Below are 12,225 nucleotides of genomic sequence, written 5' to 3'. Positions count from 1 at the left end.
GAGAAAGGGTCCTGTACCGCCGAAATGGCTGTACAGGGCCCTTTTCTCACGAAACGCCCAGGCGCGCCGTTGCAGAATCGTTACCTTGCGCCTGGGGCAAACCTCCCGATGAGTGTCCTGTGACGGGCGTACGACGACCCGAAAGTCGAACCCATGCTTCAGAACACCCGTGCGCTTCGGCGCGCCCACGCGGCGGCATCTGCTCGTAACGCGATCACCGCCCGCCGTCCCAAGATCATCTTCGGCACCGTCACCGGTGCAGTGCTCGGCCTGGCCCTCACGGTCGGGATGGCCTCCGGTCCCGCCGCAGGCGCCGAGCTGCCGGATGCTGTGGCCGACGTCTCCTCCTTCGTCACCGGCACTGAGCCGCTCGCCAAGACCGCCGACAGCTCCGCCATCACGATCGCCCTCGCCGAGGACGCGATCGAGGCCGCGGAGACCCTGAACACGCAGGTCGCGGACTCCGGTCTGGACCTCGGAGCAGCGCCCGCCCGGGTCGCGACCGACGAACTCGCCGCCGACGTCCAGCGCCTCGGCGGAGACCGGGCCGAGATGTCGGCGCTGCTGGTCGCGGGCATCTCCGTCGATGCGATCACCGGCACGGCCCAGGTCGAGTCCGAGACCGCCGCGCTCCAGAAGGCGTTGACGGCGGCGCAGGAGAAGAAGGCTGCAGACGACGCGGCGAAGAAGGCCGCCGAGCAGGCGGCTGCGGAGGCTGCCGCGCTGGCGGAGGCGAACACCGTCGACGGTGCCAAGGCCACCGCCCGCGAGATGGCGGCGAGCGAATACGGCTGGGGCGACGACCAGTTCTCCTGCCTGGACTCGCTGTGGACCAAGGAATCCGGATGGAACTACCAGGCCTACAACGCCGGCGGCGGCGCCACCGGGATCCCGCAGGCGCTGCCCGGCAGCAAGATGGCGTCGGCCGGCAGCGACTGGCAGACGAACGCCGCGACCCAGATCGCCTGGGGACTCGGCTACATCTCCTCCGTCTACGGTGCGCCCTGCAGCGCCTGGTCGCACTCGCAGGCGACGAACTGGTACTGAGCCGCACTCCACCAGAACTCCAGACGAGACCCACCTCCGCTCCCGAGCGGCAGGTGGGTCTCGTCGTTTCGCCGTGTGCTCGCGTGACACTCGCTCTATGCACCGTCGGCCATCCGCACTACGGTGAGCGTGACGGCTGGGGCGTCCCGGATCTGAGGAGCACGAATGCACGTCGAGGCACTGTCCGGCATCCCGCAGCAGGTCTCCACCGGCGCACTTCCCGGCTGGGAGAGTGTGGACGCACTCGTGCACGAGGCGCACCGGCGATACGCCGATGACCGCAGCGGCACGGTGGCGGACTACATCCCGGTGCTCGCCGAGGCCGATCCCGAGCTCTTCGGTCTCGCCGTGATCGAGGTCGACGGCGGGCTGCACGACGCCGGAGACGCCCTGCATCCGTTCTCGATCCAGTCGATCTCGAAGATGTTCGTCTATGCGCTCGCGATCCAGGAGCACGGGCACGAGCGGGTGCGCGAGATCGTCGGCGTCAACAACACGGGGCTCGCCTTCAACTCGCTGATGGCGCTGGAGCTGAACGCCGGGCACCCGATGAACCCGATGGTGAACGCGGGCGCGATCGCCACCACGGCTCTGGCACCGGGCGCCACGGCTGTCGAGAAGTGGGAGCGCATCCGCGAGGGGCTGTCGGCGTTCGCGGGCCGCTCGCTCAGCCTCGACGGCGTCGTGTACGCCTCGGAAGCCGAGACGAACGAGCGCAATCGGGCGATGGGCTGGCTGCTGCGCGGCTACGGCCGCCTCGACGGTGACCCGGACGAGGTCGTCGACGTGTACACGCGGCAGTGCGCTCTCAGCGTGACCGCCCACGATCTGGCGGTGATGGGGGCGACCCTCGCCGACGGCGGGGTGAACCCCGTGACGGGCGAGCGTGTGGTCTCGGCGGACGTGTGTCGAGACACCTTGTCGGTGGTCGCCTCGACCGGCCTCTACGAGCGCTCGGGGAGTGGCTGTTCGAGATCGGTCTCCCCGCGAAGTCCGGAGTCGCCGGCGGCATCGTCGCGGTCTCGCCGGGCAAGGGTGCGGTGGCCGGGTTCTCGCCCCGGCTGGACTCGGCGGGCAACTCCGTACGATCGCAGCTCGCGATCGGTCATCTCTCGCGCGCGCTCGGCCTGAATCTGTTCGCGTCGGCCCCCGCGCGCAGCCGCAACCACTGACCTGCTCCGCCCGTCGAGAGGACACCCCATGACGCACACCGCGCAGGCGACGGTCAAGGCATCCTGGATGCCGCTGATCAGCCTCTTCCTCGCCCAGGTCCTGATGTCGTTCAACGTCGCGGCCCTGCCGATCTCACTCGGTGGCATGGTCGACGAGTTCGGCGTGCCGCCCACCGTCGCGAGCACCACCATCGTCATGTATGGACTGGCCGTCGCCGCCCTCGTCATGACGGGCGCCAAGCTCGGTCAGCGGATCGGCTGGGTGCTGATCTTCCGCATCGTGATCGGCCTGTTCGCTGCGTCCTCGGTGCTGATGATCGTGTCGCCGAGCATCGGCTGGGCGATCGCCGGTCAGGCGGTCGCCGGTGCGGCCGCCGCCATCATCGTCCCCTCCATCGTCGCGTTGATCGCCGAGAACTACCGCGGCCCGCAGCAGGCGACGGCGATCGGGGCGATCGGCTCGGCTCGGGCGATCTCCGGCGTCACCGCCTTCCTGATCGGCGGCACCCTGGGCACCCTGGTCGGCTGGCGACCGATGTTCTTCATCGTCCTCGGCATCGCGGTGGTGGTCTTCGCGTTCAGCTTCACCCTCCGCGGCGATCGGGGCGATGCCTCCATCCGCATCGATCTCGTCGCATCGCTGCTGATCGGTGCGGCCATCGTCCTGCTCACCCTGGGGTTCAACAACCTCAACGGCTGGGGCGCGGTCGCAGCCACGGATGCGGCACCGTTCAGCATCCTCGGGCTGTCGCCGGCGCCGGCGTTCATCGTGGTCGGGATCGTCCTCGGGCAGGTCTTCTTCGTGTGGACCCGACGGCGGATGGCAGAGGGCAAGGTGCCGCTCATCGACCTCAGCGTGCTGAACTCCTCGAAGGAGCGGGCGGCGGTGTACGCGATGTTCATCGTCGTGGCGCTGGAAGCGTGCGTGAACTTCACGATCCCGCTGTACATCCAGATCGTCCAGGGCCGGACGCCCTTCGACACCTCGCTCGCGATGATGCCGTTCAACCTGACCGTCTTCATCACGGCGACGCTCGTCGTGCGGTTCTACAAGACGTACCCGCCTCGGGTGATCGGCGTGTTCGGGTTCATCCTGACGACCGTCGCGCTCATCTGGCTGTCGGTGGTCGTCGACAACAACTGGGAGACGCTGCCCACGATCCTCGGACTCATCGTGTTCGGCATCGGGCAGGGCGCGCTCGTCACCCTCGTCTTCAACGTCCTCGTCACTGCCGCGCCCGCGGAGCTCGCGGGCGACGTCGGCTCGCTGCGCGGCACGACGCAGAACCTCGCATCGGCGGTCGGCACGGCACTGGCGGGCGCCCTGCTGGTGTCGCTGCTGGGGTTGAGTGTCGGCAGAGCCGTGGTCGAGCACCCGGAACTGCCGCCGGAGCTCGTCTCGCAGGTCGACATGGACAAGGTCAACTTCGTCAGCAACGACGACCTGCGTGCGGTGCTCGAGGGGACGGATGCCACCCCGGAGCAGGTCGATGCGGCGGTCGCCGTCAACGAGGAGTCCAGGCTCGGCACACTCCGGCTCGGTCTGCTGCTGCTCGCAGGGCTCAGCGCCGTGGCGATCCTGCCGGCATCCCGCCTGCCGAAGTACAAGCCGGACGAGATCCCGGATCCGTCGCCGGCGCCCGCTGACTGATCAGGATGCGCAGCTGGGCCTCTGCGGATTGGGGAGATCAGCGGAGCTCGGAGATGAGCACGGCGCTGGTCCCGGGAACGACGGCCTCGAACACGTGCGGCGCGTCACCCGGGTACGACAGGTAGTCGCCGGGCTCCAGGAGCACGGGCTCGTCGACCGGGCCGGTTCGCGCCCGTCCGGAGATGAGGATCACGTGCTCGGTCGTGCCGGGGTGATGCGGATCCGAGACGCGGGGATCGCCGGGCTCGGCCGTGATCACGTACAGGTCGCGGCGTGCGCCGGGCGGGCTCGCTGAGAGCAGGGTCGCGTTGTACACGGACGCCGCCGACGGCACACCCGAGAGGTCGCCGGCGCGGATCAGGGTCGGCGCGCTCGTCTGCTGATCGACGAGCACCGCGAAGGGGACGCCCAGGGCGACGCCCAGCGCCCACAGAGTCTCGACGCTGGGGTTGCCGGCCCCCGATTCGAGCTGCGAGACCGTGGCCTTCGAGATGCCCGCCCGACGAGCGAGCTCCGACACGGACAGTCCGGCCCCCTCGCGCTCCCGGCGCAGGGTGCGGGCGATGCGGGTTCGCAGATCCTCCATGTGTTCATCATGTCAAACGATCGTTCGCTTGACTATGCATGAAACGATGTTCAGAATGATGTACGTGTGTTCATCAGAGCGAACGGTCCGGCCGTGACCGCCGAACGGGAAGTCTGGCGTGAGGCGCTCGGCGTCGTGCTGGCGACCAGCGCCTACGGAGTCTCCTTCGGTGCGCTCGCCGTGGCATCCGGCCTCGACGTGTGGCAGACCTGCGTCCTCAGCCTGCTGATGTTCACCGGAGGGTCGCAGTTCGCCTTCGTCGGCGTCTTCGCCGCCGGGGGAGTGTCGGCACTGCCGTCGGCCATCGCCTCCGCCGCGCTCCTCGGTGTACGCAACGTCGCTTACGGCATGCGGATGTCGCCGATCGTCGGCACGACGCCACGCCTCCGAGTCGCGGCGGCCCACTTCACGATCGACGAGTCGACCGCTGTCGCGATCTCGCAGGTCGACCCGCGGCTGCGCCAGGTCGGCTTCTGGGTGACCGGCATCGGAATCTTCATCGGATGGAACATCACCACCCTGGTCGGAGCGCTGGTGGGCGACGTGCTGGGCGATCCGCAGACCTGGGGACTCGATGCCGCGGCGGCCGCCGCGTTCCTCGCGCTGCTGTGGCCGCGCCTCAAAGAGCGGCAGGCCATCGCGGTGGGGGTCGCCGCCGCCGTCGTCGCAGCCTCCCTCACTCCGGTGCTCATGCCCGGCCTGCCCGTGCTCGTCGCCGCGGTCGTGGCGATCGTCGTCGGCTGGTTCAACTGGCTCGGTCGAGCCGATGCGCCCGCAGCCACGCCGAGGGAGGGCATGTCATGAGCATCTGGAGCGCCATCCTGCTCGCCGCCCTGATCTGCCTCGCGCTGAAGGCGGCCGGATACCTCGTGCCGCCCCGGGTGCTCGAGGCCCCGCGGCCGGCGCGGATCTCGGATCTGCTGACGGTCGCACTGCTGGCCGCCCTCGTCGCCGTGCAGACGCTCGGCGCGGGGCAGGCCGTGGTCGTCGATGCCAGGGTCCCCGCTCTCCTGGTGGCGGCGGGGCTGCTGTGGCTTCGGCAGTCGTTCCTCGTCGTCGTCGTGGCGGCGGCGGCGGTCGCGGCGATCCTCCGGCTCGTCGGCCTCGCCGCATGACCTGCGCACGACTCGACCCCGCGTAGGATCGACTCGTGCGTATCGGATGGATCTCCCGGGTGCTCTCCTGGGTCGCCGCGGCCCTCGTCGGCGGTGTCTTCGGCGTCGCCGGCACCATCGGCCACAGCCTGGTCTGGGGGCCCGTCCCGCTCGGGCTCGTCGTCGGCGCGATCGCCTGCGGCGCGATCCTCGTCGCGATCCGCGCTCTCACCCATGACCGCGGCGCGACCCTGGCCGCAGGGCTCGGGATGCTCGGGATGCTGGTGCTCATCTCCGGGGTGGGTCCCGGCGGCTCGGTCGTCGTGGAGGACACGCTCAGCGGCCGCATCTGGATCTACCTCGTGGCGGGCCTCGTGCTGCTCACGGTCGCGTGGCCCTCGTTCTCTCGCCTGCCCGTGCGCACCGAGACCGTTCGGCAGGAGCCCGTACCGGCACCGGCCCCGCTGATCACCGAGGTCCCGACCGCGCCGCGTGACGCCTCCCTGGGCGATCGGACAGGCCGCGAGTCGTAGACTGAGGGGGTGACGTATGTGATCGCCCTCCCGTGCGTCGATGTCAAGGATCGCGCCTGCATCGACGAGTGCCCCGTTGACTGTATCTACGAGGGCGAACGCTCGCTGTACATCCACCCGGACGAGTGCGTCGACTGCGGCGCCTGCGAGCCGGTGTGCCCGGTCGAGGCGATCTACTACGAAGACGATCTGCCCGACGAGTGGCAGGACTACTACAAGGCCAACGTGGAGTTCTTCGACGAGGTCGGCTCTCCCGGTGGAGCGGCCAAGGTCGGCGTCATCGCGCACGACCACCCGATCATCGCGGCCCTCCCGCCTCAGGGCGAGTAGTCCGTGAGCGTCCGCGACCTCGCCGACTACCCCTGGGATGCCGTCGTCCCGTTCCGTGAGCGCGCAGCCCTGCATCCGCAGGGGATCGTCGACCTCTCGGTCGGCTCGCCGGTCGATCCGACGCCCGAGCTGATCCGTCGGGCGCTCGCCGAGGCCACCGATGCGCACGCCTACCCGCAGACCGTCGGCACGCCGGCCCTGCGCGAAGCGATCGTCGAGTGGTACGCGCGGCGCAGAGGCGTGCCGGATCTCACGGTCGACAACGTCCTTCCCACCATCGGCTCCAAGGAGCTCGTGGCCCTGCTGCCGACACTCCTGGGACTCGGCGAGGGCGACATCGTCGTGCATCCGCGCATCGCCTACCCGACCTACGAGGTCGGGGCGCGAGTGGTGGGCGCCACCCCGCTCGCGGCCGACGACCCGGCGGACTGGCCCGAGGGCACGAAGCTGATCTGGATCAACACCCCCGGCAACCCGGACGGGCGTACTTGGACGGTCGAAGAGCTGGCGGCGGCGGTGCGTCGCGCCCGCGAGCTCGGGGCGGTCCTGGCCAGCGACGAGTGCTATGCCGAGCTGGGGTGGGACGGACGCTGGGCGAGCGAGTCGATCCCTTCGATCCTCGATCCCCGTGTCACGGACGGCAGCAGGGCCAACCTGCTGAGCGTCTACTCGCTCAGCAAGCAGTCGAACCTCGCGGGATACCGCGCGGCGTTCGTCGCCGGATGCGCGAGGATCGTCGGCGAGCTCCTCACCGCCCGGAAGCACCTCGGGCTCATGCCGCCGGAGCCCGTGCAGCACGCCATGGTGGTCGCCCTCGGCGACGACGAGCACGTGGCGTCGCAGAAGGCCCTCTACCGCGAGCGACGCGATCTCCTGCGCCCGGCCCTCGAGGCGGCCGGATTCCGGATCGACGGCTCCGAGGCGGGCCTCTACCTCTGGGCGACCGAGGGGGAGGATGCGTGGACGAGCATCGCGCGGCTGGCCGACCTCGGGATCCTCGCGGGCCCCGGTCCGTTCTACGGTCCGTCCTCGCAGCAGCACGTGCGTCTCGCGCTGACCGCTCCCACGGAGCGCATCGCCGAGGGTGCCCGTCGGCTGCACGCGCAGGCGCTGTAGGTTCCCGCCTCACCATCGGGGTTCTTTTGTCGGTTGTCACAGTAGGCCTGCGTGCCTACTAGGCTGTAAAGGCGATTCGGTCGTGTATCGATGATCTCGATTCGGCCTGGCGCACAGCGCCGTGACATCGCCCCATCCGGCTTTGATCGAAATCCATGAGGAGGTCCGCGTGAGCGCAGCGGCAGAGCAGCAGGCGACGGCGAAGCTGACGATCGGTGAGACCACCGCGGAGTTCCCGATCGTGCGCGGCACGGCAGGAAACGACAGCATCGACCTCTCGACGCTGACCCGCCAGACGGGCTACACGGGTCTCGACTACGGCTTCGTCAACACCGCGTCCACCAAGTCGGACATCACCTTCATCGACGGCGACAAGGGCATCCTGCGCTATCGCGGCTACCCGATCGAGCAGCTGGCCGGCAACACCAGCTACCTCGAGGTCGCCTGGCTCCTGATCTACGGCGAGCTGCCCTCCGCGGCCGAGCTCGCCGAGTTCGACGAGAAGATCCGTCGGCACACGCTGCTGCACGAAGATCTCAAGCGCTTCTTCTCGGCGCTGCCGCACACCGCGCACCCCATGTCGGTGCTCTCCTCGGCAGTCGCAGCCCTCTCGACCTACTACGAGGGTCAGACCGATCCGCACAACCCCGAGCACGTCGAGCTCAACACGATCCGCATGCTCGCGAAGCTCCCGGTCATCGCCGCCTACGCGCACAAGAAGAGCGTCGGACAGGCCTTCCTGTACCCCGACAACTCGCTCGGCTTCGTCGAGAACTTCCTCAAGCTCAACTTCGGTGTGCTCTCCGAGCCATACGAGATGAACCCGGTGATGTCGAAGGCGCTCGAGCTGCTGCTGATCCTCCACGAGGACCACGAGCAGAACGCGTCGACCTCGACCGTCCGTCTCGTCGGCTCCACGGGGGCGAACCAGTTCGCCTCGATCTCGGCCGGGATCCAGGCTCTCTCCGGTCCACTGCACGGTGGGGCGAACGAGGCCGTGCTGACGATGCTCGGACAGATCCGTGACTCGGGTCAGAGCGTGTCGCGGTTCGTGGAGCGCGTGAAGAACAAGGAAGAGGGCGTGAAGCTGATGGGCTTCGGGCACCGGGTCTACAAGAACTACGACCCGCGCGCCAAGCTCGTCAAGGAAGCGGCGCGAGAGGTGCTCTCGGAGCTCGGTGTCACCGACCCGCTCCTCGACCTCGCTCAGGAGCTCGAGGAGATCGCGCTCGCCGACGACTACTTCAAGGAGCGTCGTCTGTACCCGAACGTCGACTTCTACACCGGCGTCATCTACAAGGCGATGGGCTTCCCGACGCGCATGTTCACGGTGCTGTTCGCGATCGGCCGTCTGCCCGGCTGGCTCGCCCAGTGGCGCGAGCTGCAGCTCGACCCGCAGACCAAGATCGGCCGCCCGCAGCAGCTCTACACGGGGTCGCCGGAGCGCACCTTCCAGACCCGCTGAGGTCAGCCGCGATGCCTGTCGTCAGCGCGGAGGCGATCGTTCCTGTGAATCCTGCGACCGCGTTCGCCGTCTCGCAGACGACCGGCAGCGTCCGTCGGCGCTGGGACCCCTTCATCAGCGAGCAGCACTTCCTCGACGACGCGCAGAAGCCGGCGAAGGACGTACGCACGTTCACGCGGCAGCGGCTCGGCCTGTCGATGGTGAGCCGCTACGTCTCCTACGCACCGCCCACGAACGTCGGCATGGTGATGGAGGAGGGCCCGTGGTTCTTCATCAAGCTCGGCGGCGGCTGGCGCTTCACCGCGGTCCCTGAGGGCACTCTCGCCGTCTGGAAGTACAACTTCTCGTGCAGGCCCGCCTGGCTCGCACCGATCGCGGAGTGGATCGGCGTCCGAGTGCTCGGGTTCGAGGTCCGCAGGCGCATCGCGGGCTTCGCGCGCGGCTGCGTCGATCCCGAGGTCCTGGCGGCCGTGCGGTCCTGACTCGGGACATGACGAAGGCGGATGCCCCGATGCCTGAGCATCGACGCATCCGCCTCTGATGTCTGTGGGTCAGCGACCCTGCGAGCTGCGACCGCGGCCGCCCTGGCCGCCGCTGCGAGACTGGCCGCCCTGGCTTCCGGCGCGAGACTGACCGCCCTGGCGGGAGCCGGCCTGCGCGCCCTGACCGCCCTGACCGCCCTGGCCCGAGCGGGGACGACGGCTGCGACGCGACGGCGGGTTCGCTGCGGAGTTCCGCTCGCCGCCGGCCGGACGCTGCTTCGTCGCCTGGCGCTGCACCTGGACGGGTGCGGGACGCACGTGCGGCGCGCGCTCCGGCACGAGCTCGGTGACCGCGGCGGACGTGACGTCCTCGAGGGCGGCCGAGATGGCCGCCTTGCGGAGCAGGTCCTTGACGTCGCGGCGCTGCTCGGGCAGGACGACCGTCACCACGGTGCCTGCCGCGCCGGCACGCGCGGTACGACCCGAGCGGTGCAGGTACGCCTTGTGCTCCATGGGCGGGTCGACGTGGACGACGAGATCGACGTTGTCCACGTGCACACCGCGGGCGGCGACGTCGGTCGCGACGAGCACGCGCACGCCTCCCTCAGCGGGGTCGGACGAGAACGCGCCGAGGTTGCGCTCGCGGGCGTTCTGCGAGAGGTTGCCGTGCAGGTCGACGGCGGGGATGCCCGCCGCGGTGAGCTGCTTGGCGAGCTTCTTCGCCTGGTGCTTCGTGCGAGTGAAGAGGATGCGACGACCGGTGCCGGAGGCGAGCTCGCGCACCAGCGTGGTCTTGTTGTCGGTGGAGTCGACGACGAGCACCCGGTGGGTCATCTCGCCGACGGGCACGCTCTCCTCGTCGACCTCGTGGCTGACGGCGTTGGAGAGGAAGCGGCGGGCGAGCGTGTCGATGCCGCGATCCAGCGTGGCGCTGAACAGCAGTCGCTGCCCGCCGGCCGGAGTGGCGGTGAGGATGCGGGTGACGCCGGGCAGGAAGCCGAGGTCGGCCATGTGGTCGGCCTCGTCGAGCACGGTCACCTCTACCGCGTCGAGCTGGACGACCCGCTGCTTCATGAGGTCTTCGAGGCGGCCGGGGCACGCCACGACGATGTCGACGCCGCTGCGCATGGCCTGCTCCTGCGGGCGCTGACTGACGCCGCCGAACACGGTGGTGACGCGCAGGCCCTTCGCCTCGGCGAGCGGGGCGATGGTCGCAGCGATCTGGGTCGCGAGTTCACGGGTCGGCGCCAGCACCAGGCCACGGGGGTGTCCCGGACGGCTCGTGCGGGAGGAGGCGGAGAGTCGGGAGACGAGCGGGAGTGCGAACGCGATCGTCTTGCCGCTGCCGGTGCGGCCGCGGCCGAGCAGGTCACGGCCGGCCAGCGAGTCAGGAAGCGTGTCGCGCTGAATCGCGAACGCCTCGGTCTTGCCGTCCTTCGAGAGGACGGCGGCGAGGTCGGCGGGCACGCCGAGATCGAGGAAGGAAGTCATGGGGTATCTCCGAGAATGCACCGACGGATGATTCGGCCGGGTGCGGGAAGGTGGGCGACGGCGCGGGATCGCGCATCGTTTCGCCGTTCGAAATGGCCAGAACCAAGCAAGTGGCGCGGGAGCGTGTCGACGACGCAGACGCTTCGCATCGCGAGGAGCGTCAGCCCGACACTATCACGCGCACAGGGGAGAAGCCTGGGACGACGCGTGCGCCGCGAGTCGCCGGCCCCAGGAACGGCACTCCCCGTCAGGCGTGCAGTGCCTCGTTGAGGGTGACTCCGACTCCGGCGCGACGCACGGCCTCGACGGCTCCGCTCAGCGAGTTGCGGCGGAACAGCAGCCCGTCTCGACCTGACAGCTCGGCACCCTTGACCGTCGTGCGGCCGCCGTCGGCGGTGACGGGGCCGTCGACGAGCACGATCTTGGTGCCGGCGGTGACGTACAGGCCGGCCTCGACGACGCAGTCGTCACCGAGCGAGATGCCGATGCCGGCGTTGGCGCCGAGCAGAGTGCGCGCCCCGATCGAGACGCGGTGCGATCCGCCTCCTGACAGGGTGCCCATGATCGACGAGCCACCGCCGATGTCGCTGCCGTCGCCCACGACGACGCCCTGCGAGATCCGTCCCTCGACCATCGACGCGCCGAGAGTGCCGGCATTGAAGTTCACGAACCCCTCGTGCATCACGGTCGTACCGGGCGAGAGGTGCGCTCCCAGGCGGACGCGGGAGGCGTCGGCGATGCGGACGCCCTCCGGCTGCACGTAGTCGGTGAGCCGGGGGAACTTGTCCAGGCCCTGCACCTGGATGCCGGCGCGCTGCAGCGCGGGGCGCAGGCGCGCAGCATCCGCGGGGTGCATGGGGCCCGCATTGGTCCAGGCGACGTTCGGGAGGTGCGCGAAGATGCCGTCGAGGTTGAGCTCGTTCGGACGCACGACGAGGTGCGACAGCGCGTGCAGCCGCAGGTAGGCATCGACCGTCGAGGCGGGAGCGGCATCCAGGTCGATGTGCAGCTGCACGGGGTCGACCCTGACGTTGCGGCGGTCGTCGGGACCGGCCTGCTGGTCCATCGTCAGCAGTGATGCCGCGGCATCGCTCGCGGTGGGTGCGGTCGTGCCGACCTGGGGGAACCAGGCATCCAGGACCGTGCCGTCACCGGCGATCGTCGAAAGTCCGGTACCCCACACGGTGCGCGCCTCAGTCATGTCTCCACGCTATCGCGCTGGGCAGGCAGCGATCGCACGGATGACGGGTAAGTAGGC

The 12,225-nt window shown here is 69.6% G+C and carries 12 protein-coding genes and 1 pseudogene; 10 read left to right on the top strand and 3 right to left on the bottom strand.

The window, feature by feature from the left end:
• Nucleotides 1–153 precede the first annotated feature (153 nt).
• The 3 genes and pseudogenes from BLW44_RS12895 to BLW44_RS12885 all read left to right on the top strand — a co-directional run bounded on the left by BLW44_RS12895 (nt 154) and on the right by BLW44_RS12885 (nt 3,870).
• Nucleotides 154–1,047 (top strand): aggregation-promoting factor C-terminal-like domain-containing protein, encoded by an 894-nt coding sequence (locus tag BLW44_RS12895; RefSeq protein WP_060926737.1) that lies wholly within the window; start codon nt 154–156, stop codon nt 1,045–1,047.
• A 165-nt stretch (nt 1,048–1,212) separates the two neighbouring features.
• Nucleotides 1,213–2,219 (top strand): annotated as a pseudogene (gene glsA / locus BLW44_RS12890) (glutaminase A).
• A gap of 28 nt (nt 2,220–2,247) precedes the next feature.
• On the top strand, nt 2,248–3,870 hold the full coding sequence (locus BLW44_RS12885; protein WP_060926735.1) for an MFS transporter: 1,623 nt from the start codon (nt 2,248–2,250) through the stop codon (nt 3,868–3,870).
• Between the two features lie 37 nt (nt 3,871–3,907).
• Here the strand turns inward: BLW44_RS12885 and BLW44_RS12880 are convergent, their stop codons facing one another.
• On the bottom strand, nt 3,908–4,456 hold the full coding sequence (locus BLW44_RS12880; RefSeq protein ID WP_060926734.1) for a helix-turn-helix domain-containing protein: 549 nt from the start codon (nt 4,454–4,456) through the stop codon (nt 3,908–3,910).
• Nucleotides 4,457–4,549: 93 nt separating this feature from the next.
• Here BLW44_RS12880 and BLW44_RS12875 point away from each other — a divergent pair, with 93 nt between their 5' ends.
• From BLW44_RS12875 to BLW44_RS12845, 7 genes are all read left to right on the top strand, one after another.
• Nucleotides 4,550–5,260, top strand: a complete 711-nt coding sequence (locus tag BLW44_RS12875) for an AzlC family ABC transporter permease (RefSeq protein WP_060926786.1) — start codon at nt 4,550–4,552, stop codon at nt 5,258–5,260.
• On the top strand, nt 5,257–5,571 hold the full coding sequence (locus BLW44_RS12870) for an AzlD domain-containing protein (protein WP_060926733.1): 315 nt from the start codon (nt 5,257–5,259) through the stop codon (nt 5,569–5,571). The genes BLW44_RS12875 and BLW44_RS12870 overlap by 4 nt, the downstream gene beginning before the upstream one ends.
• Before the next feature lie 35 nt (nt 5,572–5,606).
• Nucleotides 5,607–6,083, top strand: coding sequence for a histidinol dehydrogenase (locus BLW44_RS12865; RefSeq protein WP_245647392.1), 477 nt, complete (start codon nt 5,607–5,609; stop codon nt 6,081–6,083).
• Between the two features lie 9 nt (nt 6,084–6,092).
• Nucleotides 6,093–6,413: a ferredoxin gene (gene fdxA, locus BLW44_RS12860; RefSeq protein ID WP_042542002.1), complete on the top strand. Its 321-nt coding sequence runs from the start codon at nt 6,093–6,095 to the stop codon at nt 6,411–6,413.
• A 3-nt stretch (nt 6,414–6,416) separates the two neighbouring features.
• Nucleotides 6,417–7,529, top strand: coding sequence for a succinyldiaminopimelate transaminase (gene dapC, locus BLW44_RS12855; protein ID WP_060926732.1), 1,113 nt, complete (start codon nt 6,417–6,419; stop codon nt 7,527–7,529).
• Between the two features lie 169 nt (nt 7,530–7,698).
• Nucleotides 7,699–8,994 (top strand): citrate synthase, encoded by a 1,296-nt coding sequence (locus tag BLW44_RS12850; protein WP_074731807.1) that lies wholly within the window; start codon nt 7,699–7,701, stop codon nt 8,992–8,994.
• A gap of 11 nt (nt 8,995–9,005) precedes the next feature.
• Entirely contained in the window at nt 9,006–9,476 is a 471-nt protein-coding gene (locus BLW44_RS12845) for an SRPBCC family protein (protein ID WP_060926731.1), read from the top strand.
• 69 nt (nt 9,477–9,545) lie between these two features.
• Here the strand turns inward: BLW44_RS12845 and BLW44_RS12840 are convergent, their stop codons facing one another.
• On the bottom strand, nt 9,546–10,967 hold the full coding sequence (locus tag BLW44_RS12840; protein ID WP_074731805.1) for a DEAD/DEAH box helicase: 1,422 nt from the start codon (nt 10,965–10,967) through the stop codon (nt 9,546–9,548).
• A 247-nt stretch (nt 10,968–11,214) separates the two neighbouring features.
• Entirely contained in the window at nt 11,215–12,168 is a 954-nt protein-coding gene (dapD, locus tag BLW44_RS12835) for a 2,3,4,5-tetrahydropyridine-2,6-dicarboxylate N-succinyltransferase (RefSeq protein WP_060926969.1), read from the bottom strand.
• Nucleotides 12,169–12,225: the final 57 nt, after the last annotated feature.

The sequence above is a fragment of the Microbacterium hydrocarbonoxydans genome (genome assembly GCF_900105205.1).
Taxonomy (GTDB): Bacteria; Actinomycetota; Actinomycetes; order Actinomycetales; family Microbacteriaceae; genus Microbacterium; species Microbacterium hydrocarbonoxydans.
This window is presented reverse-complemented; position numbering and strand designations above follow the sequence as displayed.